This window comes from Paraburkholderia sp. GAS333, from assembly GCF_050435665.1.
GTDB lineage: Bacteria > Pseudomonadota > Gammaproteobacteria > Burkholderiales > Burkholderiaceae > Paraburkholderia > Paraburkholderia fungorum_A.
The window spans coordinates 1,053,847-1,078,758 of sequence record NZ_JBNDKS010000001.1 but is presented as its reverse complement, the minus strand read 5'-3'; the positions used below and the strand labels follow the sequence as shown (position 1 = coordinate 1,078,758).

The 24,912-nt window shown below is 62.5% G+C and carries 20 protein-coding genes; 11 read left to right on the top strand and 9 right to left on the bottom strand.

The window, feature by feature from the left end:
• Positions 1–6: 6 nt before the first annotated feature.
• The 3 genes from ABH945_RS04880 to cysS all read right to left on the bottom strand — a co-directional run bounded on the left by ABH945_RS04880 (position 7) and on the right by cysS (position 3,610).
• Positions 7–978, bottom strand: coding sequence for an acetyl-CoA carboxylase carboxyltransferase subunit alpha (locus ABH945_RS04880; protein WP_074764293.1), 972 nt, complete (start codon positions 976–978; stop codon positions 7–9).
• A gap of 125 nt (positions 979–1,103) precedes the next feature.
• A complete protein-coding gene (locus tag ABH945_RS04875; RefSeq protein ID WP_074764294.1) occupies positions 1,104–2,165 on the bottom strand; it encodes a DNA-3-methyladenine glycosylase family protein in 1,062 nt (353 codons plus the stop codon).
• A gap of 47 nt (positions 2,166–2,212) precedes the next feature.
• On the bottom strand, positions 2,213–3,610 hold the full coding sequence (cysS, locus tag ABH945_RS04870) for a cysteine--tRNA ligase (RefSeq protein WP_429249878.1): 1,398 nt from the start codon (positions 3,608–3,610) through the stop codon (positions 2,213–2,215).
• A 247-nt stretch (positions 3,611–3,857) separates the two neighbouring features.
• Here cysS and ABH945_RS04865 point away from each other — a divergent pair, with 247 nt between their 5' ends.
• The 4 genes from ABH945_RS04865 to ABH945_RS04850 all read left to right on the top strand — a co-directional run bounded on the left by ABH945_RS04865 (position 3,858) and on the right by ABH945_RS04850 (position 6,873).
• Positions 3,858–4,661: a tetratricopeptide repeat protein gene (locus ABH945_RS04865; protein WP_074764296.1), complete on the top strand. Its 804-nt coding sequence runs from the start codon at positions 3,858–3,860 to the stop codon at positions 4,659–4,661.
• Between the two features lie 112 nt (positions 4,662–4,773).
• Positions 4,774–5,355 (top strand): peptidylprolyl isomerase, encoded by a 582-nt coding sequence (locus ABH945_RS04860; RefSeq protein WP_429249877.1) that lies wholly within the window; start codon positions 4,774–4,776, stop codon positions 5,353–5,355.
• Between the two features lie 178 nt (positions 5,356–5,533).
• Positions 5,534–6,028, top strand: a complete 495-nt coding sequence (locus ABH945_RS04855) for a peptidylprolyl isomerase (protein WP_429249876.1) — start codon at positions 5,534–5,536, stop codon at positions 6,026–6,028.
• Between the two features lie 47 nt (positions 6,029–6,075).
• Positions 6,076–6,873: a UDP-2,3-diacylglucosamine diphosphatase gene (locus tag ABH945_RS04850; RefSeq protein WP_429249875.1), complete on the top strand. Its 798-nt coding sequence runs from the start codon at positions 6,076–6,078 to the stop codon at positions 6,871–6,873.
• A gap of 265 nt (positions 6,874–7,138) precedes the next feature.
• Here the strand turns inward: ABH945_RS04850 and cysE are convergent, their stop codons facing one another.
• A complete protein-coding gene (gene cysE, locus ABH945_RS04845) occupies positions 7,139–7,987 on the bottom strand; it encodes a serine O-acetyltransferase (protein ID WP_429249874.1) in 849 nt (282 codons plus the stop codon).
• Between the two features lie 192 nt (positions 7,988–8,179).
• Positions 8,180–9,016 carry an RNA methyltransferase gene (locus tag ABH945_RS04840; protein ID WP_074764301.1) on the bottom strand — a complete coding sequence of 279 codons (837 nt, stop codon included), beginning with the start codon at positions 9,014–9,016 and terminating at the stop codon, positions 8,180–8,182.
• Positions 9,017–9,500: 484 nt separating this feature from the next.
• Between ABH945_RS04840 and ABH945_RS04835 the strand changes: the two genes are divergently transcribed.
• The 4 genes from ABH945_RS04835 (at position 9,501) to ABH945_RS04820 (ending at position 16,069) form a co-directional block, all read left to right on the top strand.
• Complete coding sequence (locus tag ABH945_RS04835) at positions 9,501–10,304, top strand: inositol monophosphatase family protein (RefSeq protein ID WP_074764302.1); 804 nt, start codon at positions 9,501–9,503, stop codon at positions 10,302–10,304.
• A gap of 280 nt (positions 10,305–10,584) precedes the next feature.
• The gene (lplT, locus tag ABH945_RS04830; RefSeq protein ID WP_074764306.1) at positions 10,585–11,883 is read left to right on the top strand and encodes a lysophospholipid transporter LplT; all 1,299 of its coding nucleotides are present in this window, start codon (positions 10,585–10,587) and stop codon (positions 11,881–11,883) included.
• Positions 11,884–12,030: 147 nt separating this feature from the next.
• The gene (gene mutS / locus ABH945_RS04825) at positions 12,031–14,712 is read left to right on the top strand and encodes a DNA mismatch repair protein MutS (RefSeq protein WP_429249873.1); all 2,682 of its coding nucleotides are present in this window, start codon (positions 12,031–12,033) and stop codon (positions 14,710–14,712) included.
• On the top strand, positions 14,699–16,069 hold the full coding sequence (locus tag ABH945_RS04820) for a hypothetical protein (protein WP_429249872.1): 1,371 nt from the start codon (positions 14,699–14,701) through the stop codon (positions 16,067–16,069). The genes mutS and ABH945_RS04820 overlap by 14 nt, the downstream gene beginning before the upstream one ends.
• On the opposite strand, the gene ABH945_RS04815 is transcribed toward ABH945_RS04820, so the two are convergent.
• Positions 16,049–16,588, bottom strand: coding sequence for an FKBP-type peptidyl-prolyl cis-trans isomerase (locus ABH945_RS04815; protein WP_429249871.1), 540 nt, complete (start codon positions 16,586–16,588; stop codon positions 16,049–16,051). The two genes, ABH945_RS04820 and ABH945_RS04815, sit on opposite strands and share 21 nt — an antisense overlap.
• Before the next feature lie 32 nt (positions 16,589–16,620).
• Here ABH945_RS04815 and ABH945_RS04810 point away from each other — a divergent pair, with 32 nt between their 5' ends.
• On the top strand, positions 16,621–17,862 hold the full coding sequence (locus tag ABH945_RS04810) for a JmjC domain-containing protein (RefSeq protein ID WP_429249870.1): 1,242 nt from the start codon (positions 16,621–16,623) through the stop codon (positions 17,860–17,862).
• 244 nt (positions 17,863–18,106) lie between these two features.
• Positions 18,107–18,382 carry a hypothetical protein gene (locus ABH945_RS04805; protein ID WP_074764316.1) on the top strand — a complete coding sequence of 92 codons (276 nt, stop codon included), beginning with the start codon at positions 18,107–18,109 and terminating at the stop codon, positions 18,380–18,382.
• Between the two features lie 194 nt (positions 18,383–18,576).
• On the opposite strand, the gene ABH945_RS04800 is transcribed toward ABH945_RS04805, so the two are convergent.
• From ABH945_RS04800 to ABH945_RS04790, 3 genes are all read right to left on the bottom strand, one after another.
• Positions 18,577–20,838, bottom strand: a complete 2,262-nt coding sequence (locus ABH945_RS04800) for an ATP-dependent DNA helicase (protein WP_074766458.1) — start codon at positions 20,836–20,838, stop codon at positions 18,577–18,579.
• Positions 20,839–20,902: 64 nt separating this feature from the next.
• On the bottom strand, positions 20,903–21,121 hold the full coding sequence (locus tag ABH945_RS04795) for a DUF465 domain-containing protein (RefSeq protein ID WP_074764318.1): 219 nt from the start codon (positions 21,119–21,121) through the stop codon (positions 20,903–20,905).
• A 128-nt stretch (positions 21,122–21,249) separates the two neighbouring features.
• Positions 21,250–22,113 carry a hypothetical protein gene (locus ABH945_RS04790; protein ID WP_429250366.1) on the bottom strand — a complete coding sequence of 288 codons (864 nt, stop codon included), beginning with the start codon at positions 22,111–22,113 and terminating at the stop codon, positions 21,250–21,252.
• Between the two features lie 437 nt (positions 22,114–22,550).
• On the opposite strand from ABH945_RS04790, the gene ABH945_RS04785 reads away from it, so the two are divergent.
• Entirely contained in the window at positions 22,551–24,905 is a 2,355-nt protein-coding gene (locus ABH945_RS04785) for a Tex family protein (RefSeq protein ID WP_429249869.1), read from the top strand.
• The last annotated feature ends 7 nt before the right edge of the window (positions 24,906–24,912 follow it).

Here is a 24,912-nt window from a genome sequence, read left to right as displayed (position 1 = left end):
GCGGGCTTACGCACCCGGCGTCGTTTCCTTGAACTTGCCGTACGACATCAACCGGTCGAAGCGGCGTTGACGCAGGTCGTTGATGCTCATGCCCTGGAACTGACGCAGCGAATCGGCGAGTGCACGGCGCAGCATCGCGGCCATGCCCTTCGGATCGCGATGCGCGCCGCCAAGCGGCTCGTTGACGATCTTGTCGATCAGACCCAACGCCTTCAGACGATGCGCGGTCAGCCCGAGCGCTTCCGCTGCTTCAGGCGCCTTCGCCGCGCTCTTCCACAGAATCGACGCGCAGCCTTCCGGCGAAATCACCGAATAGGTCGAGAATTGCAGCATCAGCACGCTGTCACCGACAGCGATGGCGAGCGCACCGCCCGAGCCGCCTTCACCGATGATCGTCGCGATCAGCGGCGTCTTCAGCTCGGCCATCACGTACAGATTGCGGCCGATCGCTTCCGACTGACCGCGCTCTTCAGCACCGATGCCAGGATAAGCACCCGGCGTATCGATGAATGTGAAGATCGGCAGGCTGAATTTCTCGGCGAGACGCATCAGGCGCTCGGCCTTGCGATAGCCTTCCGGGCGCGGCATGCCGAAGTTGCGCAGCGCGCGCTCCTTCGTGTCGCGGCCCTTCTGATGGCCGATCACCATGCAAGCCTGGCCGTTAAAACGCGCGAGGCCGCCGACGATCGACAGGTCGTCCGCATAGTTGCGGTCGCCGTGCAGTTCGTGGAAATCGGTGAACAGCTCGCTCACGTAGTCGAACGTGTACGGGCGTTGCGGATGACGGGCGATTTGCGAAACCTGCCACGGGGAGAGGTTCGCGTACAGGTCTTTAGTGAGCTGTTGGCTCTTCTTGGACAGCCGCTCGATCTCTTCCGAAATATCGACGGCCGAATCGTCCTGCACGAAGCGCAATTCTTCGATCTTCGCTTCGAGTTCAGCGATCGGCTGTTCGAAATCCAGAAAGGTGGTCTTCATTGGTTGGAATCCTTGGACTTACCGGCAGCGCGTATTCTAACCGCGCTCGCCGATGTCAAAACCATTTCTCAACTATCGAATCGAGAAAATCGATAGTTTTTCAATGGAATCGCTTTCTTTTTCTTTCAGTAGTCGACCGGCAACGGATCAAGACTACGCCACATGTACCAGGTCGCGACAGTACGCCACGGCTCCCAGTTCGCGGCCACCTCACGCGCTTCGCTGCGCGTTACCGGCTCACCGCTGAAATAGTTGACGCTGATCGCACGGATCAGGCCGAGGTCGTCGAGCGGCAGAACGTCGGGGCGCGACAGATTGAAGATCAGGAACATCTCCGCGGTCCAGCGACCAATGCCGCGAATCTGCGTGAGTTCGGCGATCACCGCCTCGTCTTCCATCGACGTCCATTTACCGACGTGCAACGCCCCCGACACGAAATGCTCGGCAAGGTCGAGCACGTACTCGGCCTTGCGTTTGGACAGGCCGCACGCGGTGAGCTTTTCCTGACCGAGCTTGATGAACTGCTGGGGCACGAGCTTCGGGCACGCGGCCTCGACCTTCGCCCACACGGCCTGCGCGGACGCGACCGAAATCTGCTGCCCGACCACCGAGCGCGCGAGCGTGACGAACGGATCGCCACGGCTCAGCAAATGCACGGGGCCGAATTTCGGAATCAGCTTCTTGAGGATGCGGTCACGCTTGACGAGGTCGGCGCACGCTTTGTCCCAGTAGTCGGGACGCGTGACTTCGGGCGTCAGGCCGGCAATCTGCACCGGCACCGCGACTTCGCTCGAACTGGAGCCTTCGCCGCCCGCACCTGCCGACGCGCGCGTCTTGCGCACGACTTCGCCCTGCCCTTCGCGTGCCAGTTCCTGCACGTCGCCGGCCAGGTCGGCGGACAACGCACCATTACCATTGGCCTTCACACGCGACGCTTTGACGCGCTTCGCAACCGGAGCAGGCGCGTGCGCAGACGCGCCGTTGAGCGCGCGCTTCACGGTGGTCTTCGCGGGGGCCTTCTTCGCTGCGCCCGCTGCGGTCTTGGCCGCCACCCCGGCAGCTTTCGACGATGCTTTCTTCACCCCGCTGCTGCCAGTGCGAGCCGACGTTCGTGTCGACTTTGCTGCGGCAGCCGCGTTTGTTTGAGACGTGGCTCGTTTAGCCGGCGTCTTCGTGGCCGTTGCCATCCTGCCTCCTGCCTGGCGAGTCGATCAAAGGGAATTGCGAGGTGCGCTCACACGCGCCGCCACTCGGTCAACCCGCCGGGTTTGTCTTCAAGTGCAACGCCGGCCTCGAGCAATTCGGCCCGGATCCGGTCTGCTGCCGCATAGTCCTTCGCCTGCTTGGCCGCCACGCGCGCTGCGATCTTCGCTTCGATCGCGGCGGGCTCGAGCGCGCCTTGTGCTGCGCTGCCCGCGGCCTGCTGCAGATACGCACGCGGCTCGCGGCCGAGCAGTCCGAGCAGCGCGCCCAGCGAGCGCAACTGACGGGCCAGCGCGGGGTCGCGCGTGCGGTTCACTTCTGTTGCCAACTCGAACAGCACCGACACTGCAACCGGCGTGTTGAAGTCGTCATTCATCGCTGCCTGGAAACGCTGCGCATGCGCTTCGTTCCAGTCGAGTTCCGCGGTGTCCGGCGTGACGTCTTTCAACGCCGTGTACAGACGCGCGAGTGCATTGCGGGCATCGTCGATATGCACGTCGCTGTAATTCAGCGGCGAGCGGTAATGCGCACGTGCGATGAAAAACCGCACGACCTCGGCATCGTACTGCGCCAATACTTCGCGGATCGTAAAGAAGTTGTTCAACGACTTCGACATCTTCTCATTGTCGATCTGCACGTAGCCGTTGTGCATCCAGTAATTGACGAAGGTTTGACCGGTAGCGGCTTCACTTTGCGCAATTTCGTTTTCGTGGTGCGGAAACTGCAGGTCCTGTCCGCCGCCATGAATATCGAAATGTTCGCCGAGCAGCGAGCAGCCCATCGCCGAACATTCGATATGCCAGCCCGGACGGCCGCGACCGTACTTCGATTCCCAGCCGGTGTCGGCTGGCTCTTCAGGCTTGGCTTTTTTCCATAGCACGAAGTCGAGCGGATCCTGCTTCGCGTCGTTCGCCGCGACGCGTTCGCCCGCACGCAGATCTTCGAGCGACTTACCCGACAGCTTGCCGTAGCCCGCGAACTTGCGGACCGCGTAGTTCACGTCGCCGTCGGTGGCCTGGTATGCGTAGCCGTTCGATTCCAGCGCCTCGATCATGCCGAGCATCTGAGGAATGAAATCGGTGGCGCGCGGCTCGAGGTCGGGACGCTCGATACCGAGCGCGTCCGCGTCTTCATGCAGCGCGTCGATGAAGCGGTCGGTCAGCGACTTGATCGTCTCTCCGTTCTCGACGGCGCGACGAATGATCTTGTCGTCGATATCGGTGATGTTGCGCACGTAGGTCACGTCGTAGCCGAGCGTGCGCAACCAGCGCTGCACGATGTCGAACACGACCATCACCCGCGCATGACCGACGTGACAATAGTCGTATACGGTCATGCCACAGACGTACATCCGCACAACACCCTCTTGCAGCGGCACGAAAGTTTGCTTGTCACGCGCGAGCGTGTTGTAGATGCGCAGTGATTCCATAGAGAACGGTGCGTGGGCCGAAAGAAATCCGCAATGTGTTTCATGCGCGCCGCCCCGCCGATCACAACAGGACAGCGGGTGCGTTGCATGCAGCAGAACCGGTGCAGCTGGTGCGGCGCTCAGGCTGCGCTCAGTCTGCAATCAAGGCGGAGACGACCACGAGTGGCGAAAAGACAGTTTGCGGTTCGACGGAACGCGCAGACCTTTTGTTAGAATGGGTCGGAGTATAACATCCAGACCTGAGCCTATGAAACCTTCCAGCGGCCGCGCGCGCAGCGCTGCGACCCTCACCGCGACGGCCTTCGACGGTGTTGCCCACGGCATCACGCGCGGCGCTTCCTCCCGTGTTGCCCGCGCGCTCGCGTTGCGCGTCACCATGGCCGTCGCCCTTGCGGCACTGCCGGTTGCGGGCGCCTACGCACAGAAGGCCGCGGTCATGCCGCAGGGTCCGGCAACACGCGACAACACGCCGGACATCGACACGGCGATCACGCAGAAAAACTGGCAGTCGTCGCTCGCGCAGCTCGACGAGCGCATCGCGTCGAATCCGCGTGACGCCCAGGCTCGGTTCAAGCGCGGCACCGTGCTTGCCCACCTGAATCGCGACGACGAAGCGATTGCCGCCTTCGTCGAACTCACGCAGATGTACCCCGAATTGCCCGAGCCGTATAACAATCTCGCCGCGCTGTACGCGAAACAGGGGCATCTGGTCGAAGCACGCGCCGCGCTCGAAACGGCTATCAAGGTGAATCCGAACTACGGTCTCGCGTTCGAGAATCTCGGCGACGTGTATCTGCGGATGGCCGACCAGGCGTACCGTCGCGCGCAGAGCCTCGGCAAGGCGAGCGCCACGACCACGCAACGTATCGCGGACATCCAGAAGATCGTCTCGCCGTCCAAAGCGCCGGCGGCTCCGGCAAAGCAGGCTGTCGCGCCAACCGACAACTACACGGCTCGCGCCACGTCGAACATGACGCAATCACCGAGCTTCCAGTTCGGCGGTGCGAACGGCTCGCTCGCCATGCCGCCTTACATGGCGCCGTCGAACTGAAGCACGCGGCGCGCCGTCATGACGTCCGGCGCGCACGCACGCTTGTTACGCTCGGTCCACGCACAGTCATCACGATTCCGGCATCCGGTTTTTTCCACCCCTGAGGATCTTCATGAAATGGTTGATGTTGGCGCTCGGCAGCGCCGCCCTGATCGCAAACGCACCCGCCTTTGCCGAGTCCGGTTCGCAAGCCACGCATCCGTCCGTCCTCCTCAAGACATCGGAAGGCGACATCCGCGTCGAGTTGTATCCTGAGAAAGCGCCGAAGACGGTCGCCAATTTCCTCGACTACGTGAAGTCCGGCCAGTACAGCGGCACGATTTTCCATCGCGTGATTCCCGGGTTCATGATTCAGGGCGGCGGCTATACGCAGAGCTTCGCCGAGAAGCCGACGCGCGCGCCGATTCCGCTTGAAAGCCGCAACGGTCTGAAGAACGCTGCCGGCACGCTCGCGATGGCGCGCACCAGCGATCCGAATTCGGCCACCGCGCAATTCTTCATCAACACGGTGGACAATACCGGTCTCGACTATCCGAATCCGGACGGCAACGGCTACGCGGTGTTCGGCAAGGTCACGAGCGGCATGGACGTCGTGAAGAAGATCGAAGGTACGCCCACCACGTCGCGCGGTCCGATGAGCGACGTGCCGCAAAAGTCGATCGTGATCGAGTCGGCCACGGTGGTCGGCAAGTAACCAGGCTAACGCAGCTGCGCACGGCTTCCGAAGCGCAACCCGCTGCCTGAACATGCATTAAAGAAGCCGCGCGCCCCACCGCGCGCGAGCGCAAAATCCACGCCCCGGCGCGGCCCGCCGTCGCTTCATGACGACTCGCCGCGCTTTTTACCCACCCCGTTCATCAAAGGATTCCATCATGGTTGAACTGCACACAAACCACGGCATCATCAAACTCGAACTGGACGCTGAGAAAGCGCCGAAGTCGGTTGAGAACTTCCTCAACTACGTGAAGGCCGGCCACTACGACAACACGGTGTTTCACCGCGTGATCGACGGCTTCATGATTCAGGGCGGCGGTTTCGAACCCGGCATGAAGCAGAAGCCGACGGCCGAGCCGATCACCAACGAAGCGAACAACGGCCTGAAGAACGTCAACGGCTCGGTTGCAATGGCTCGCACGAACGACCCGCACTCGGCTACGGCACAATTCTTCATCAACGTGAACGACAACGACTTCCTGAACCACTCGTCGCCGACGCCGCAGGGCTGGGGCTACGCCGTGTTCGGCAAGGTCGTCGAAGGTCTGGACATCGTCGAGAAGATCAAGAAGGTCAAGACGGGTTCGAAGGGCTTCCATCAGGACGTGCCGGCTGACGACGTCGTGATCGAAAAGGCTGTGATCGTCGACTAAGGTCGAGTCACATGCCGACTGGCTTCAACTGATATCAGGCACCTTCAATGCTGCAAGAAACGCCGCTGCGAAGCGTCGCCGCGGGCGTGCCTGGCGAGGGCAAACGCCCGCACGCCGCACGCCCGTTTTTTTTCCTCTCCGACATTCATTTGAGCGAGGCGATTCCGCACACGGTCGCCGCGTTCGAACACTTCATTCGCGTCACCGCCGACCAGGCTGATTCGGTTTTCATTCTCGGCGATCTGTTCGAATACTGGGTCGGCGACGACATGCTCGTCGAGCCGTTCGTCGCGCGCATGGCGGCGTTGCTGCACACGCTGACGGAGCGCGGCATTGCGCTTTACATCATGCACGGCAATCGCGACTTTCTGCTCGGCAAGCGCTTCACGAAAGCGGCCGGCGCGATCTGGCTGCCCGATCCGTTCGTGATCACCGCATTCGGCACGCGCATTGCGCTCGCGCACGGCGACGGCTTGTGTACCGCCGATCGCGGTTATCAGATTTTCCGGCGATTTGCCCGCATCCGTTTCGCGCAGATGCTGTTTCTGGCGTCGCCGTTCCGCTGGCGGCGCAAGCTTGCGGAGAACATGCGCTCGAAGAGCGAGCACGGCCGCATGCGGCCCGTTTCGATGAAATACGATGTGACGCCGAAGGCGGTCGCTGCGTTATTCAAGAAGTCGAAAGCGGTAACGATTATTCACGGGCACACACATCGGCCCGCGCGGCACCGCGAGCCGGGCGGCACGCGTTGGGTTCTGCCGGATTGGGATCTCGATCACGGCGAGCCGCGAGGCGGCTATCTGCGGATCGATGCCGAAGGGATTCGGGCCTTGCCGTTGGGGTGACGTACCAGGACGGCGTGACGCTGCGGGCGTCACACCGGCATTCGAGCCCAATAGCTCTGATTGACGCAACAGGATTCAGAGCGACCAGTCCACCGAGACTGGGTCGAAGCCGAAATGGCCGGGAATTCAGAGAAGCGATGAATCTCCAGACTGACGGGCTTCGATCTGATGCGAGCGACTTCGAAACTGCGGCGCCCCTCGATTCAAGCGTACCGCGTACGTCGATCGCCATTCACCGCCCGCCGACCGACACGCGCTTCAAACTTCAACGCTCCGCCGCCGCCCCTTCCACTTTCCCCGCAATCGCTGCCGACAAGCGTCGCAGATCGAGCAACGCGGCATCCGCGCCTTGCAGGCCTTCGAGGCTCGTGCCCAACCGCTCCAGCGCACCGACGATTTCATCGATGCGCTTTGATTGCGTGGCCGCATGATCGATCAAACCGTGAATAGCCAGCGACACCGGGTCATCGGCATTCGGCGTGATGCCGTACGCGCAGAACGCGCTGCTTTCCGTCGAACATTTCATGTCGCGCGTGGCGCCGCCCGAACCGACGTTGGCGCCAGCCGGAACCGCCGCCGTCGAAGCCACGGCCGACGCTGCCGGCACGATGATCCGAGCCGGATTGCCGACCGCCGTGCCCCGCGCGGGCACTGGCTTGGTCACCACGGCGTTCGAGCCAATCTTCGCCTCCATGCCGATCGTGAAGCCGCCGAGCACCTTCGCGCCCGCACCGACGATCACCCCGCGCTCGAGCGTCGGGTGCCGCTTTGCGCCGCGCGTGAGCGACGTGCCGCCGAGCGTCACGCCCTGGTAGATCGTGCAGTCGTCGCCGATCTGCGCGGTTTCGCCGATCACCACACCCATGCCGTGATCGATGAACACGCGCCGCCCGACCGTAGCGCCCGGATGGATTTCGATGCCGGTCATGAAGCGCGCCATTTGCGAAACGAAGCGCGCGAGCCAGCGTCGCTTTGCCTGCCAGCACGCGTGCGCGAGCCGGTGCAGCACAAGCGCGTGCAAACCGGGATAACACGTGATGACTTCCCATGCGCTGCGGGCGGCGGGGTCGCGCTCGCGGATGGTGGCGATATCTTCGCGAAGTCTCGTGAACATGGCAGGGTCTGGACTGTGTCGTGGGAAAAAGCCGCCCGCGTTTCAGGCCGCCGGGGCCACGCGTAACGGCATCGCTGCCGCATAGCACGGCGGCAGCTTTGCTTAGAACGTTTCGAGGATTGTAGGGCGATTGCGCGAAAACTGCCGGAAGTCCACGCTGCCCGCAAGGTCGTCAGAGGAATGCGCGCGGATTCAGGACGCGTCGCTACCCGGATGCTTCGCCTTCAGCAGAATGTGCTTGGCGATGCCGCGTACGATGTTCACTTCCTCGCGCTCCAGGCCCGAACGGGCAAAGAGCCGTCGCAGGCGCGACATCAGCTTTTTCGGATTGGCGGGGTCGAGAAACTCCAATGCGACCAGCGCGCTTTCGAGGTGCGCGAACATGCTCTCGATTTCGTCGCTCGCCGCACGCGGACCGGCCGGCTCGCTCAGCCCTGCTCCAGCGGAAGCGGCGAGCGCTGCGGCACCGGCCTGGTCGTCCGCCGACAGATACCGCGTGCGTAACTCGTAAGCCAGCACCTGCACGGCCTGCGCGAGATTCAGCGAGCTATAAGCGGGATTCGCCGGAATATGCGCGAGCGCACTGCACCGTTCGACGTCCTCGTTCGACAACCCCGTGCGCTCGTTGCCGAACACCAGTGCAATTTCGCCATGCACAGCCTGATCGTGCGCGACATTGGCGGCGGCACGCGGCGTCCATTGCGGCGGCCCGTATTCACGCAGACGCGCGGTCAGCGCGATCGACCAGTGCACGCCGGTCAACGCGTCGGCAAGCGTCGGGACGACGTGCGCGGAAGCCAGCACGTCGTCGGCGCCGGAGGCCATCGCAATCGCTTCCGGGTCGCTCTGCACATGCGGCACGCGCGGCGACACCAGCACAAGCCGCGAAAAACCCATGGTTTTCAGCGCGCGCGCCGCCGCGCCGACATTACCGGGATGGCTCGGCTCGACGAGCACGAAGCGGGTCGACGTGAAGCCGCCGCGCACGTCGGCCACGGCCGGATCGGAGGAATTGTGGGGGTGGTCCACGATGAAAATCCTGCAAGCTAAAGACGCGTATGGTAGCGCCAACCCTCGACGGGTTCAGAATTTTGAGTAAGGCCGAGGCGCCGGGACCGGACATGAAAGCGCTGAATACGCTGAAGGCGTGCGCACGGCGTAAAGTTTCGTCTCGAGGTCCAGGGCTTGCGAACCGTCGCCTGCCCACCCTCCGATGCGCGTCCCATGGCGCAAAAGCCCAACCCGCCGCACGAACGCTGCCAGGCCGCCCGGACTCAGGTAAAATACTGATATTCGCGCCCGGTTTTTCTTCTAGGCCAAGCCGGGCGCCTCGTTCTTATTCAATTCGTCTCCGTCGGCGGAATGCGCACTGGTTTATTGCCAGGCGGGCGTTCCGTGCTGTTTCCGCGCCTCTTCGGGGCGCCAGTTAGCGCAGGCGTAGCGCGCTCGTTTGCGCCTCGTTTGCACATTTACCGGCCAGCAGCCGTGCTGCCCCGGCACAAGGATCCGTCTCATGCATCCCATGCTCAATATCGCTGTGAAGGCCGCGCGCCGCGCAGCACAGATCATCAACCGCGCGTCGCTCGACCTCGATCTGATCCAGGTCAGCAAAAAACAGCACAACGATTTCGTCACGGAGGTCGACAAAGCGTCTGAAGCGGCGATCATCGACACGCTGAAGACCGCCTACCCCGATCACGCGATCCTCGCCGAAGAATCCGGCAAGTCGGACAACGAGTCCGAATACCAGTGGATCATCGATCCGCTCGACGGCACCACCAATTTCATTCACGGCTTCCCGTACTACTGCGTGTCGATCGCGCTCGCCCACAAGGGCATCGTGACGCAAGCCGTGGTCTACGATCCGACCCGCAACGACCTGTTCACCGCTTCGCGCGGCCGCGGTGCATTCCTGAACGATCGCCGCATCCGCGTGGCCAAGCGTGACCGCCTCGCAGACGGCCTGATCGGCACAGGCTTCCCGTTCCGCGAAAAAGACGGTCTCGAAGCGTACGGCCGCCTGTTCGCCGAAATGACCGAAGCCTGCGCGGGCCTGCGCCGTCCGGGCGCGGCTGCGCTCGATCTGGCGAACGTCGCCGCCGGCCGCATGGACGGCTTCTTCGAACAGGGTCTGAATCCGTGGGACGTCGCTGCGGGCAGCCTGCTGATCACCGAGGCCGGTGGCCTGGTGGGTAATTACACGGGCGACTCGGACTTCCTGCACGTCGGCGAAATCGTCGCGGGCAACCCGAAGATCTACGCACAGATGATTCCGGTTCTGTCGCGCTACAGCCGCACCCGTCAGCAGGCCGACTAAGCCGGACGGAGTCTGCCTCGGCCGAATGCCGTCTCGCGTTGCTTCGGCATCGAGTTCGGCGAGCGGCTTTCCTCGCGGCAAATAAAATGCAAAAAAAAGCGGCTTCGGCCGCTTTTTCGTTGGCGGCCCTGCATCTCACGGGCGTTCGTGCTACAAAGCAAAATGCCGCGCCGGTGGCGTTGCGACATCTTGCAACGCGTCGCTTCACCGGCTGCGTTTCGCGCGTTTTTTCTGCGCCCTGCTTGCCGCCGGATCTGGCGCGCAGCTTCCAATCCGCTTCATGAAAAAAGGCTTCTACACAATCATTGCGGCGCAGTTCATTTCGTCGCTCGCGGACAATGCACTGCTGATCGCCGCCATCGCGTTGCTCTCGGTGATTCGCTCGGCCGCCTGGGTCACGCCGCTGTTGCAGATTTTCTTCACCGTCTCCTACGTGCTGCTTGCGCCGTTCGTCGGCGCGTTTGCCGACTCGATGCAAAAGCGCCACGTGATGTTCATCTCCAACGCGTTGAAGGCAAGCGGCTGCCTGATGATGATCGCGGGCGTTCATCCGATGATTGCCTACGGCGTGGTCGGTTTCGGCGCGGCGGCGTATTCGCCGGCCAAGTACGGCATCCTGACCGAACTGCTGCCCGCTGACAAACTCGTCAAGGCGAACGCGTGGCTCGAATCGGCAACGGTTCTGTCGACGATTGTCGGCACGATGGTCGGCGGTGCGCTGATCAGCACGCTGGCCGACCGCTTCGTCGCGCACGCTCATTTGCCGCTGATCCGCTCCGCCGCCGATCTCGCGATGTTCGCCGTGATGATCACGTACGCGATTGCCGCCGCGATCAACATCTTCATTCCCGACACCGGCGCGCGGTATGAAAGCCGGCTGAACGAACCGAAAAAACTGATCGGCGACTTTTATCACTGCTTTAACGTGCTGTGGGCCGACAAACTCGCGCAGATCGCGTTGTGGGTCACGACGCTACTGTGGGGCGGCGCAGTCACGCTGCAACTGCTGGTGCTGAAATGGGCGAATGTGAATCTCGGGCTATCGCTGTCTAAAGCGGCGGTCATGCAAGGCGTCACCGGGCTGGGCATTGCCGTGGGCGCGTCGGCGGCGGCTGCGCTGATTCCGTTGCGCAAATCGCTGCGCGTGCTGCCGGTCGGCATTCTGATGGGCCTGGTGGCGATCGCGGTGGCCTTCTACAACAAGGACCTGTTCCCTGCGGGCGCGGGCATTCGCATTGGCTCGTTCGTCGCACCGCTCTACATCCTGCTCGCCTATCCGCTAATGATCCTGCTCGGCGCGTTATCGGGCTTTTTCATCGTGCCGATGAACGCCATTCTTCAGCATCGCGGCGCGACGCTGCTGTCGGCGGGACACTCGATCGCCGTGCAGAATTTCAACCAGAATCTGGCCGTGCTGCTGATGCTTGGTGTGTACGCGCTGCTGCTCACCGCAAAAATGCCTGCGCAATGGATCATTGTGGTGTTCGGCAGTTTCATTACGTTCATGATGTGGCTCGCAAAACGGCGTAGCGCAGTGAACGAGCGTACGGTGGATATGCGGGCAATGGTGGAGGAGTAATCCTCCAGACGGCCCGCATTGGCTTCGATTACCCGAACGCGGGCGGATGCGACCTGCTGCAAGGATTGGCCATCCGGCCAGGGTCCGTTCGACACGCTGGCGGGTTAAACTCACGCCCTGAACAGCTTACGCAAGAGAACACCAAGGATGGGCATTCAAACCGCAGCGGCCAGCGACGTCGCACAACATACTCCCATGATGCAGCAGTACCTGCGCATTAAAGCGGAGCATCCGGGCACGCTGGTGTTCTACCGGATGGGCGACTTCTACGAACTCTTTTTCGACGACGCGGAAAAAGCCGCGCGTCTGCTCGACCTGACGCTCACGCAGCGTGGCGCGTCGGGCGGCAATCCGATCAAGATGGCGGGCGTGCCGCATCACGCGGCGGAACAGTATCTGGCGAAGCTGGTGAAGCTCGGCGAATCCGTCGCGATTTGCGAACAGATCGGCGACCCGGCTACATCGAAGGGACCGGTCGAGCGCAAAGTGGTCCGCGTGGTGACGCCGGGCACGCTGACCGACGCCGCGCTGCTGTCCGATAAAAACGATGTGTACCTGCTGTCGCTGTGCGTGGCGCACAACCGCCGCGGCGTAGCGACGAGCGTCGGCCTCGCGTGGCTGAATCTGGCGAGCGGCGCGCTGCGCCTTGCCGAAGTCGCACCCGACCAGGTCGCCGCAGCCCTCGAGCGAATTCGCCCAGCTGAAATTCTGGTTGCCGATACTCTGGCCGAATCGGCCGGCTGGACACCGCCCGTCAACGCGGGCGCGCTCACCCGCGTGCCGAGCTGGCATTTCGATATCGCGTCGGGCACGCAACGTCTTTGCGACCAGCTCGAAGTAGCCGGTCTCGACGGTTTCGGCGCTCATTCGCTGACCTGCGCGTGCGGCGCTGCCGGTGCATTGCTGCTGTATGCAGCGGCGACCCAAGGCCAGCAACTGCGCCATGTGCGCAGCCTGAAGGTCGAGTACGAGTCCGAATATATCGGCCTCGACCCCGCTACGCGCCGTAATCTCGAACTGACGGAAACGCTGCGCGGCACCGAGTCGCCTACGCTGTGTTCGTTGCTCGACACCTGCTGCACGACGATGGGCAGCCGCTTGCTGCGCCACTGGCTGCATCATCCGCCGCGTGAATCTGCGGTCGCGCAGGCGCGTCAGCAGGCTATCGGCGCGCTGCTCGACGCGCCGCCGGCTGCGAGCGTCGACGCATTGCGTGGCTCGTTGCGGCAGATTTCAGACATCGAACGGATTACAGGGCGCCTCGCGCTGTTGTCGGCACGTCCGCGCGATCTGTCCAGCCTGCGCGACACGTTCATCGCGCTGCCCGAACTGCGCGCGCAGATCGCCGCTGTGTCGTCGAATGCGGATTCGCTCGCGCGCATCGATGCGTCAATGGAACCGCCGCAAGCCTGCGTCGAATTGCTTACCCGTGCTATCGCTCAGGAACCCGCCGCGATGGTGCGCGACGGCGGTGTGATCGCGCGAGGCTACGATGCGGACCTCGACGAACTGCGCGATATTTCGGAGAACTGCGGGCAGTTCCTGATCGATCTCGAAACACGCGAACGTGCGCGCACTGGCATTAACAACCTGCGCGTCGAGTACAACAAGGTGCACGGCTTCTATATCGAAGTCACGCGTGGCCAGACCGACAAGGTGCCCGACGATTACCGCCGCCGTCAGACGCTGAAGAACGCCGAGCGCTACATCACGCCGGAACTGAAAACGTTCGAAGACAAGGCGCTGTCTGCACAGGAACGTGCGCTCGCCCGCGAACGCGCGCTTTACGACACGTTGCTGCAGGCGCTGCTACCGTTTATTCCAGATTGCCAGCGGGTCGCGTCCGCACTGGCCGAACTCGATCTGCTGGCCGCTTTCGCCGAACGCGCCCGCGCGCTCGACTGGGTCGCGCCGACGTTCTCGCCCGACACCGGCATCGAGATCGAACAGGGTCGGCACCCGGTCGTCGAGGCGCAGGTCGAGCAGTTCATCGCCAACGACTGCACACTCACGCCCGAACGCAAATTGCTGTTGATCACCGGCCCGAACATGGGCGGTAAATCAACTTTCATGCGGCAAACCGCGCTGATCGCCCTGCTCGCCTACGTGGGCAGCTATGTGCCGGCACGGCGCGCGACGTTCGGGCCGATCGACCGCATCTTCACGCGAATCGGTGCAGCGGACGATCTGGCCGGCGGCCGCTCGACCTTCATGGTCGAGATGACCGAAGCCGCTGCGATCCTGAACGACGCGACACCGCAAAGTCTCGTGCTGATGGATGAAATCGGCCGTGGCACCTCGACCTTCGACGGCCTTGCGCTGGCTTGGGCGATCGCGCGTCATCTGCTCGCGCACAACGGCTGTCATACGCTGTTTGCCACGCATTACTTCGAATTGACGCAGTTGCCCGCGGAATTTCCGCAGGCGGCCAACGTGCACCTGTCGGCGGTCGAACACGGCCATGGCATTGTGTTCCTGCACGCGGTCAACGAGGGTCCGGCCAATCAGAGCTACGGTTTGCAGGTCGCGCAACTCGCGGGCGTGCCAAATGCGGTGATTCGCGCGGCGCGCAAGCATCTCGCACACCTGGAACAGCAATCCGCCGCGCAACCCGCGCCGCAGCTCGACCTGTTTGCTTCGCCTCCACCGATGCTGGCCGAAGACGCAGACGACGAGCGCGATGCTCAGGCGCAAGCGCCGTCGCCGTCCGTGCAGGAACTCGTCGAGCGTTTGCGCGGCATCGATCCCAACGATCTGCGTCCGCGCGAAGCACTCGACCTGCTGTACGAACTGCACGAACTGGCCGCCGCGCCGGATGCGGATCATTGACGCATACAAGCCCCCGCAGCGTCCGCGCCCCTTTCGCGCGGCGCTGAGGCTTGCATTCACACGTGGTCTGATAGCGGCTCTGGCGGCGTCGGCGGCCCTCAGCACAAGGTCGGCTTACGCCGACACGCCGCGTTTTTCATTCGCAGTGATCGGCGACACGATGCGCAGCCCCGCCGACGAGCCCGCAGCGCAACGGCTAATCGATGCGATCGGCCGCGAACGCGACATCTCGTTCATCGTCTATAACGGCAACCTGAAGGGTGCGAAAGAGGCGTGTCGGGACGGGCTGTATGAACGACGCCATGCAGTGCTCGAAGCTTCGCGGCCGGCTTTATTCTTTATTCCCGGCCAGCATGACTGGATCGATTGCAGCACCACCGAGGCAGGCAGCTTCGATCCGGTCGAACGGCTCGACCAATTGCGTCAAACCATATTCGCCGATGCTACGTCGATGGGTCAGAACCCGATTGCGCTGACGCGGGAGAGCGAAGTCTCACGGTTTCGGCCGTATCGGGAAAACGTTCGATGGATGGTCGGCGATACGGTATTTGTCGGCCTGAACGCGCCGAGTCCGAACAATCACTATCTGATTGCCGGGGGCCGCAACGGGGAATTCGAAGACCGCGTGATTGCCAATGCATTCTGGCTGGAGCATGCCGGCGAATATGCGAAACGTCGCGACGCGCGCGCGATAGTCATCATCATTCAGGGCGATCCCGATCCAGAACGTTATGAGCGGCCCGACCGTTTTGCGTGGCTGCGCTTCGCGCATAGCACGCGCCGCGACGGTTTTCTGGAGTTCAAACGCAGCCTCGTCAAACTCGCGGAGAATTTTCGCGGGCCCGTGCTGGTCATTCATCACGACGACGAACGCGCGAACGGCGGCTTCGTGATCGATCAGCCGCTACGCAATGACAAGGGGATGCTGGTGACGAATCTCACGCGGGTCGCATTAGCGCCGCATGACCGTCTTAACCAGTGGGTACAGTTCGATGTGAATCCCGGCAGGAAACCGCCGTTCCGCGTGAGCCTGCGCGATGTGCCGAAGCAAATGCCGATGCCCGCCATGCAAACCGTGGTGCCGCGCGACGAACCGTCAGCTTCGATGCCAGCGGTGCCGGCGTTAGGGCCGGCCTCGGAATTGCCGCCGCTGTTGCCAATTCCCGGCGAGCCACAGTCAGCCTCGCAGCCAGGTACGCAGCTCAATCAGCAACCGCACATACCCGCCGACCAGGGCGGTGGCGAATACGGGCCGGCCATTTCGATACCGCCCGCATCGGCGGTACAGCCGCATATGCCGGGCGCCGCCTCAGGCGTGCCCGGCACTCCGGCAAGTTCAGTGCAGGGTGGGTCCTGACTTGCTGTCGTCTTCCTCGTCGTCCTCATCGAGAACTTCGAGGCCGTCGGCACCGTGCGCATGTTCGTGCTGGATTTCGTCTTCGGTAGCAGGACGCACGTCTTTCACCGTCAGCGCAAAACGCAAGGCCATACCCGCGAGCGGGTGATTGCCGTCGAGCACCACCTTATCTTCCGCCACGTCGGTCACGACGTAGACGAGCGAGTCGAGATCCTCGTCGCCCTCTTCCGGCGTACCCTCGAATTGCATGCCGACTTCGAGCGGTTCCGGGAAACGATCGCGCGGCTCGATCTTCACGAGATCGGGGTCGTACTCGCCGAACGCATCTTGCGGCTCGAGCTGAATCGATGTCTCGAAGCCGGCCTCGTGGCCGTCGAGCTCTTCCTCGATCTTGGGGAACGTGCCATCATAGCCGCCGTGCAGATAGACCATCGGCTCGTCGCTTTCTTCAATCAGATTGCCCTGCGCATCCGATAGCTTATAAGCGACCGACACGACGGTGTTCTTTGCGATTTTCATTCGATTCTCCAGAATACAACTCACATTATACGATGCCCAAACGGCCAACTGACCACCCGGCCGACGCAGCTTCGGCACGGAATTCGTCGCCGGCTTCCACGCCGGTTCTTCCGCCCTCGCCCGATACCCCGATCGCGTTGCTCGGCAATCTGTCGCCGTCGCAATTCATGCGCCGCTACTGGCAAAAGAAGCCATTGCTGATTCGCCAGGCCATTCCGAACATCGAAGCGCCGTTGTCGCGCGACGAATTTTTCGAGCTGGCCGATCAGGACGAAGTCGAAGCGCGTCTGATCACGCATTTCCGCAACAAGTGGCAACTCGAACACGGCCCGTTCGCGCCCGACGAACTGCCGTCGGTCAGGCAGCGCGCATGGACGCTGCTCGTGCAGGGCGTCGATCTTCACGACGACCGCGCACGCGCGTTGCTCGACCGCTTCCGCTTCGTGCCGGACGCGCGTCTCGACGACCTGATGATCTCGTATGCAAGTGACGGTGGCGGCGTTGGCCCCCACTTCGATTCCTACGATGTGTTTCTTTTGCAAGTAAAAGGCAAGCGCCGCTGGCGTATCAGCGCGCAGAAAGATCTGACACTGCAGCCCGGTTTGCCTTTGAAAGTTTTACAGAACTTCCAGGCCGAAGAGGAATGGGTGCTCGAGCCGGGCGACATGCTTTATCTGCCGCCGCACATCGCCCATGACGGGATAGCCGAAGGCGAATGCATGACGTGCTCCATCGGTTTTCGCGCGCCCTCCACCGATGAGCTGACCGCACAGTTTCTCTACCATCTGGCCGAGCGCGGCGAGTCGACGGGCCGCACCGGCAGCCTTTATCGCGACCCGCAACAACCGGCTGTGGACCGTCCGGCGGAGTTGCCCACGGCGCTCGTCGAGCGAGTGGGTGCGATCCTTGCTCAGATCAAATGGAAAGAGCAGGATATCGCGTCGTTCCTTGGCACGTATCTCAGCGAACCGAAGCCGAGTGTCGTCTTTGATCCGCCGCAAAAGCCGCTCAATGAAGCGCGTTTTATCGATCAGGCATCGAAGTCCGGTGTCCGGCTGCACCGCAAGACCAATCTGTTGTACAACCGCCGTTTTTTCTTCCTAAATGGAGAAGAAACGCCATTTGATGGCGCAAAAAAGTGGCTGACTGACCTCGCGAATCACAGGTCCATGAGTGGGAAACGCTTTGTAACACTATCACACGATTCGTCGGTGACAGCACTGCTGCACGAGTGGTATTGTGCGGGCTGGATAGAAGTGGGCGAGTCTGCGTGACTGTTTGCGTAACTCTGCCTGCCTGCTATACCGTACAGTGAAATTTTGTATGAGAAAGACAACGTATTGACCCCGGATTTATCGACTGTCAGTACGAAAGTGCATATAATTTCCGCCCAAGCCGTAGGGAAGATTCCAGCTCGTCATAAGAGCGTCTCCACCAGCGGCCCAGGTCGGTGTTGGAGCACATTACCGGTTTTATTTTGCGCTGTTGCTTACCTTTAAACCATAAAAGGACGTGATCATGAAGAAATCCCTCCTCGTAGCATCCCTGTTGGCAGCTGTGGCACTGGCTGCATGCAACAAGAGCAACGATCAAGCCGCTGCACCGGCTAGCGACGCAGCTGCCGCTTCGGCACCTGCTGCTGCAGCTTCGGATTCGGCTACGGCTGCTTCGGGTGCTGCTGCTGCTGCGAGCGATGCTGCTGCTTCGGCTACGGCTGCTGCTTCGGACGCGGGCGCTGCTGCTTCGGACGCTGCTGCTTCGGCTGCAGCTCCGGCTTCGGGCGCAAGCCAGTAAGCTGTCGCATAGGGTTCGCCTCTGGGCGAAAACTGCATCGGGAAATCATTGCGATTTCCCGGGCAGTAAAGCAAAACGCCACGAATTCACATTCGTGGCGTTTTGTCATTTACGCGCCCTTTTTTACAACGACGCCATTTTATTAGCGTCGTTTTTTACAGCATTATTCGCGACGCATTCAATCAACCGGCATATCACGCCGGTGTCGCGTTCTCTTCGAAAAATTCACGCACCACTTCTATTTCACGTGTGCGCTTGAACGGCGGCAGGCTTTGCCAGATACGACGTCCATACGGTTTGTCGACGAGACGGGTATCGCAGATCATCAGCACGCCACGATCGGTCTCAGCACGAATCAGACGGCCTGCGCCCTGCTTCAGTGTGATTACGGCCTGAGGCAACTGGTGGACCGCAAACGGACTCAAGCCCTTCTTCGTGAGCGCATCCAGCCGCGCCGACAGAACCGGGTCGTCGGGCGGCGCAAATGGCAGCTTGTCGATCACCACCAGCGACAGCGCATCGCCGCGCACGTCCACCCCTTCCCAGAAGCTCTGACTACCCACCAGGATCGCGTTGCCATACGAGCGGAAACGGTCGAGCAATTCGGTGCGGCTCGCATCGCCCTGCACGAGCAGCGGATAGTCCCAGCCACGCGCGTCGATCACGTCGCGCAATTTGGACGAGATGCGGTCCACTGCGCGCAGCGTCGTGCACAACATGAACACGCCGCCACCGGACGCTTCGATCGCGGGCAAAGCGGCGTCGAAGACAGCGTCGGTGAACATCGGCGACGATGGTTGCGGCAAATTGCGCGGCACATACAGCAGACCTTGCGTCGGATAGTCGAACGGGCTGGGCAAGGTCATCGAGCGCTTCGCGTTCAGGCCCATTTGCGCGGCGTAGTGTGTGAAGTCGCCACGCACCGACAACGTCGCCGACGTGAAAATCCACGCGCGTGGCACACCGGCGCGCTGCTTCGCGAAAATCGGCGCGACCGAAAGCGGCGTTTCGTGCAACTGCACCGTATGCGAGAAGACTTCGATCCAGCGCACCTTTTCATTCGGATCGGCGCGCTCGGCCTTGCCATCGGCGGAAGCGGTTTGAGCGATGTCGGCGGCGTTGCGCTCGGTTTCGGTAGGCGGCGTGGTCCAGCCACCGAGCACGCCCTGCAATTCGCGCGCGCGCCGCAAACATGCGCCGATCGACTCGGCACGCTCCGCCTGGCCAGCCAATGCCGTGGCCAACGCGTCGAGTTCAGTTTCGAGCGTTTCCAGAGCGGGGAACAGCGGATGGTCGTCCGGCAACTGGCCGATCGACAGGCGCACCGAATCTTCCTTGAATGCGAGCCGCACGTCGCGCGCCGCACGTTCCAGCGTGGCGCCGAGCTTGACCCAATCGACGGTCTCACGCGCGTGACTCAGACCTTCGGCGACCGAATCGCGCGCCAGTTCGAGAAACTGCGTGGTAGACAGCGTTTCGCCGAAAAACAGCGTGGCGGTTTCAGGCAGTTGATGCGCTTCGTCGAAGATCACCGTATTCGCCGTGGGCAGCAGTTCGGCCATGCCCGTGTCACGCAGCATGATGTCGGCGAAGAAGAGGTGGTGATTGACCACCACGATATCGGCCTGCTGCGCTTCGCGACGCGCCTGCATGACGAAGCATTCCTTGTACTGCGGGCACTCCTGGCCAAGACAGTTTTCACGCGTGGACGTCACCATCGACCACACCGCCGCTGTCTCCGGCACGCTCGCGAGTTCGGCCTTATCGCCGGTGCGCGTGATCTTCGCGAAACGAATGATGTCCTGCAGATACGACGTTTCCTGACGGGACGGCAAGCGGCCGTTATCCGCGGTGCGTTGCAGGTAGTAGTGGCACAGGTAATTGGCGCGGCCCTTGAGCATCGCTACCGACACCGGTACGGCAAGCGCATCGCGAACGGTCGGAATATCGCGCTGAAAAAGCTGATCCTGCAGGTGCTTCGTGCCGGTGGAGACGATCACCTTTCCGCCCCACAACATGGCCGGCACGAGGTACGCATAGGTCTTGCCGGTTCCCGTACCCGCTTCGACGATCAGCGTGTTTTCGCTACCGTCGAGTCCGCCCGATTCGGCGCTTTCTGCGGCGTCCGCAGCGGCATCTCCACCGGGTGACTGCAAGCGCCGCGCCGGACGCTTCTGCGCTTCAAACATCGCGGGCTCGGGCATCGCGCGGCCGGACGCTTCCATCGCGGCTGCGACGGCGCGCGACATCTCGATCTGCGACGCCCGCGAACGATAGCCGTCGATCTGACGGGCCAGCAAGCCGTTGTCGGCGAAGATTTCGTCCAGTTCGGCAACGCGCCGGGGATTCAGCGACGCGCTCAACGCAGACGCGGCAGGCCGCGTCGCCGGCACGCCGGTCGCGGAGGTGTCGTCGCCCGAGGGAGCGCGGGAAGAGGTTTCAAGCGGTGAATTCAAGGCAAGCGTTTCCTGCAAAGTCCGGCTCGCGCGATGCGCGCCCGGCGCCCGCCAGGCCGCGAACTCAGGCGCGTGCGTCCGGTTCGAGCTGCAATTGCAGCAAGATGATGGTGTCCTTGACCTTGAGTTTGCGCTTTTTCAGGCGCTGCAACTCGAAGTCGTCGATGCCGGGTTCGTCCGACATTTTATCGATCAACCGGTCGAGCCCGCTGTGCTCCGATTCCAGTTGCAGAATGCGGTCGCGCAGAGTGTCCGCGGTGATGACGTGGTGTTGATCGCGCATGCTCGCCTCCTCTCGTCTACGGCGCGGGCTGCGTGCGCAGTTCGTGCCTGAGGTTGCTGTACGGCTTAAAAACGCGTTACGGCGACTACGGCCCTGGCCAGAACCCGCCAGGGCCCACTACAGCACACTTACTGTTGCTGCTGTTGCTGTTTTTGCTGCTCTTCGAGTTGCTGCTGCTTCAGCGCGTCCTGCCGCTTCTGCTCGGCTTTTTCGGCCGCCTGCTTCTGACGCGCTTCCACGTCGGCCTTGTGCTGCTCGGCAGTGGCCTGCTTCCGCTCGAAGGTTTCCTGCTTTTCGACGCGTTCCTGAGCCTTTTGTGCGCCCTGCTGACGCGCTTCGTCGAGCTTGCGCTGGAAGTCGCCCTGTTTCTGGTCGTACGCCTGCTGATTGGCCGCTGCCTGCGACGGGCTGACGCCGCGCTGCGCCTGATCCAGCGCGTGCTGGCGCTGTTTGTCCTGGTAGGCTTGCGCGTTGGCGGCTCGTTGCGGCGCCTCGGCAGCGCGCTGCGTCTGATCGAGTTGATGCTGACGCTGCTTGTCCTGGTAAGCCTGCTCGTTACGCGCGTCTTCAGCGGCGCGTTGCGGCGCGTTCGCGTCGTCCTGCGCGCGACGGAGCGCTGTCCGTTCGTCGCGATCGCGGGCGCGCTGCACGCGCTGTTCGCCGTCGAGCGCGAGCTGTTCCTTGCGGATGTCCGCCTGCACCGCGCGCATCTTGTCGCGGGCCCGGTTCAGGCAGTAATTGACGAAAAAGCGGCTGTAGCAGTTGTGCTGCGCAACGGCGTAGTTGTAGTTGTTCTCGTCGCTGCGCTGATTGAGCACGCGTTGCCGATCGTCGAACGACTGGTCCCGTGTGGCTGCATCGCTGGCGCTGGTGGCGTTGGCCGTATTTGCGCCAACTGTTTCGTCGAGTTTCTCCGCCGATGCCGCGACCGGCGCGGACGCCATCGGCGTTTGCGCAGCGGCCGCTCCGGAAAACGCCAGTGCCGCAGCCATCACACACGACGCACACGATGCGGCGATGATCCGGCTGGCAATTCGACCGCAGGCCGACGCGAGGTCAGACGACACTCCGGCTGACGGGCTGAAAGGCGAAACAGACGAAGAAATATGCGACCAGCGAAGTGACCGACGCGATGACAGGCGAGAGACCAAGCGGGAGCCCAGAGGGTTGAGGGACAAGGAGGTTGGCAACGTCGTAGAGGGTCAACGGAAGATGCCCGAAATTCTATCACCCTGCGGTTGAGCCCTTTGGCATTTATGGCAAAATGCCCCGCTCTAGCCACCTGGTCGCAGCGCGCACGCCCGGCGTGCCCTCGTGCCCCGACGTGCCCTAACGTGCTCCACGTATTTCACGCGCTTCGCGTGCACATTTACCTCACGAGCCGTTAGCGCGCGGCCCCTGACCGAGTCCGCAGGAACACCAAGACCTTATGACGGAAACCGTAGCACTCAAGATCGTACAGCGCATCGCCGCCGAACTGTCCGTCCAGCCGCGCCAGGTCGCGGCCGCGGTGCAACTACTCGACGAAGGAGCGACTGTTCCGTTCATCGCCCGCTACCGTAAGGAAGTGACCGACAATCTCGACGACACGCAACTGCGTAATCTCGAGGAACGCCTGCTGTATCTGCGCGAGCTGGAAGACCGGCGCGCGACGATCATTGCGAGCATCGACGAACAGGGCAAGCTCACCGACGAGCTACGCACCGCGATCGAAGGCGCAGACAGCAAGCAGGTGCTGGAAGACCTGTATCTCCCGTACAAGCCGAAGCGCCGCACGCGCGCGCAGATCGCCCGTGAGGCCGGTTTGCAGCCGCTCGCCGACGCGCTGCTCGGCAACCCGCTGCTCGACCCGCAAACCGAAGCCGCCGCCTATGTGGACGCCGAAAAGGGCGTCGCCGACGTGAAGGCCGCGCTCGACGGCGCGCGTGACATCCTCTCGGAACAGTTCGGCGAAACAGCCGATCTGCTCGGCAAGCTGCGCGACTACCTGTTCAACCAGGGCGTGGTGTCGTCGAAAGTGGTCGAGGGCAAGGAAAACGCGGAAGAAGAGAAATTCCGCGATTACTACGACTACGCGGAAACCATCCGCACCGTGCCGTCGCATCGCGCGCTGGCGCTGTTCCGCGGCCGCAACGCGGGCGTGCTGATGGTCAAGCTCGGCCTCGGCGAAGAACTCGACGCGCAGGTGCCGCATCCGGGCGAAGCGCTGATCGCGCGCCATTTCGGCATCGCCAATCAGAACCGTCCTGCCGATAAATGGCTCTCCGACGTGTGCCGCTGGTGCTGGCGCGTGAAGGTGCAACCGCACATCGAAAACGAACTGCTGACCAATCTGCGCGACGAAGCCGAACACGAAGCAATTCGCGTGTTCGCGCGCAATCTGAAGGATTTGCTGCTGGCGGCTCCGGCAGGCCCGAAGGCCGTGATCGGTCTCGATCCTGGCATGCGTACCGGCGTGAAGGTGGCTGTGGTCGACCGGACCGGCAAGGTGCTCGCCACCGACGTGATCTATCCGCACGAACCGCGCCGCGACTGGGACGGCTCGATCGCGAAACTCGCGCGTATTTGCGCGCAGACGCAGGCTGAGTTGATCAGTATCGGTAACGGCACGGCGTCGCGTGAAACGGACAAGCTCGCAAGCGAACTGATCGCGCGTCACCCGGAATTCAAGTTGCAGAAGATCGTCGTGTCCGAAGCAGGCGCGTCGGTGTACTCGGCGTCCGAACTCGCGGCGAAGGAATTCCCGGACATGGACGTGTCGTTGCGCGGCGCGGTATCGATTGCCCGTCGTCTGCAAGATCCGCTCGCCGAACTCGTGAAGATCGAGCCGAAGGCGATCGGCGTCGGTCAGTATCAGCATGATGTGAATCAGCGTGAACTGGCCCGCTCGCTCGACGCAGTGGTCGAAGACTGCGTGAACGCGGTCGGCGTGGACGCGAACACCGCGTCGGTCGCGCTGCTCGCACGCGTGTCGGGTCTGAACGCAACGCTCGCGCGCAATATCGTCGACTATCGCGATGCAAACGGCCCGTTCCCGTCGCGCGAACATTTGCGCAAGGTGCCGCGTCTCGGCGACAAAACCTTCGAGCAGGCCGCCGGTTTCCTGCGTATCAACAATGGCGAGAACCCACTCGACCGCTCGTCGGTTCACCCGGAAGCGTATCCGGTCGTCGAACGGATGCTTGCGAAGATCAGCAAGCATGTCGGCGAAGTGCTCGGCAATCGTGAAGCGCTGCGCGGCCTGTCGCCGACGGAATTCGTCGACGACCGTTTCGGCCTGCCGACCGTGCGCGACATTCTGCTTGAACTCGAAAAGCCGGGCCGCGATCCGCGCCCCGAATTCAAGACGGCGACATTCCGCGAAGGCGTCGAAAAGGTCAGCGATCTGACGCCGGGCATGGTGCTCGAAGGCGTCGTGACGAACGTGGCCGCGTTCGGCGCGTTCATCGACGTAGGTGTGCATCAGGATGGTCTGGTGCACGTGTCGGCCCTGTCGACGAAGTTCATCAAGGACCCGCACGAAGTGGTCAAGGCCGGCCAGATCGTCAAGGTGAAGGTGCTGGAAGTCGACGTGAAGCGCCAACGTATCGCGCTGACCATGCGTATGGACGACGAAGTCGGCGCGGCCGGTGCGCGTAGCGGTGGTGGCGCGCAGCAGGATCGCGGCGGCTCTGGCGCTGGACGTTCGGGCGGCGGCGGTAATCGTGGCGGTCAGCAGCGTTCGCGCGAGCCGGAAGCTGGTGGTGCAATGGCTGCCGCGTTTGCGAAGCTCAAGCAGAAATAAGCCTGGT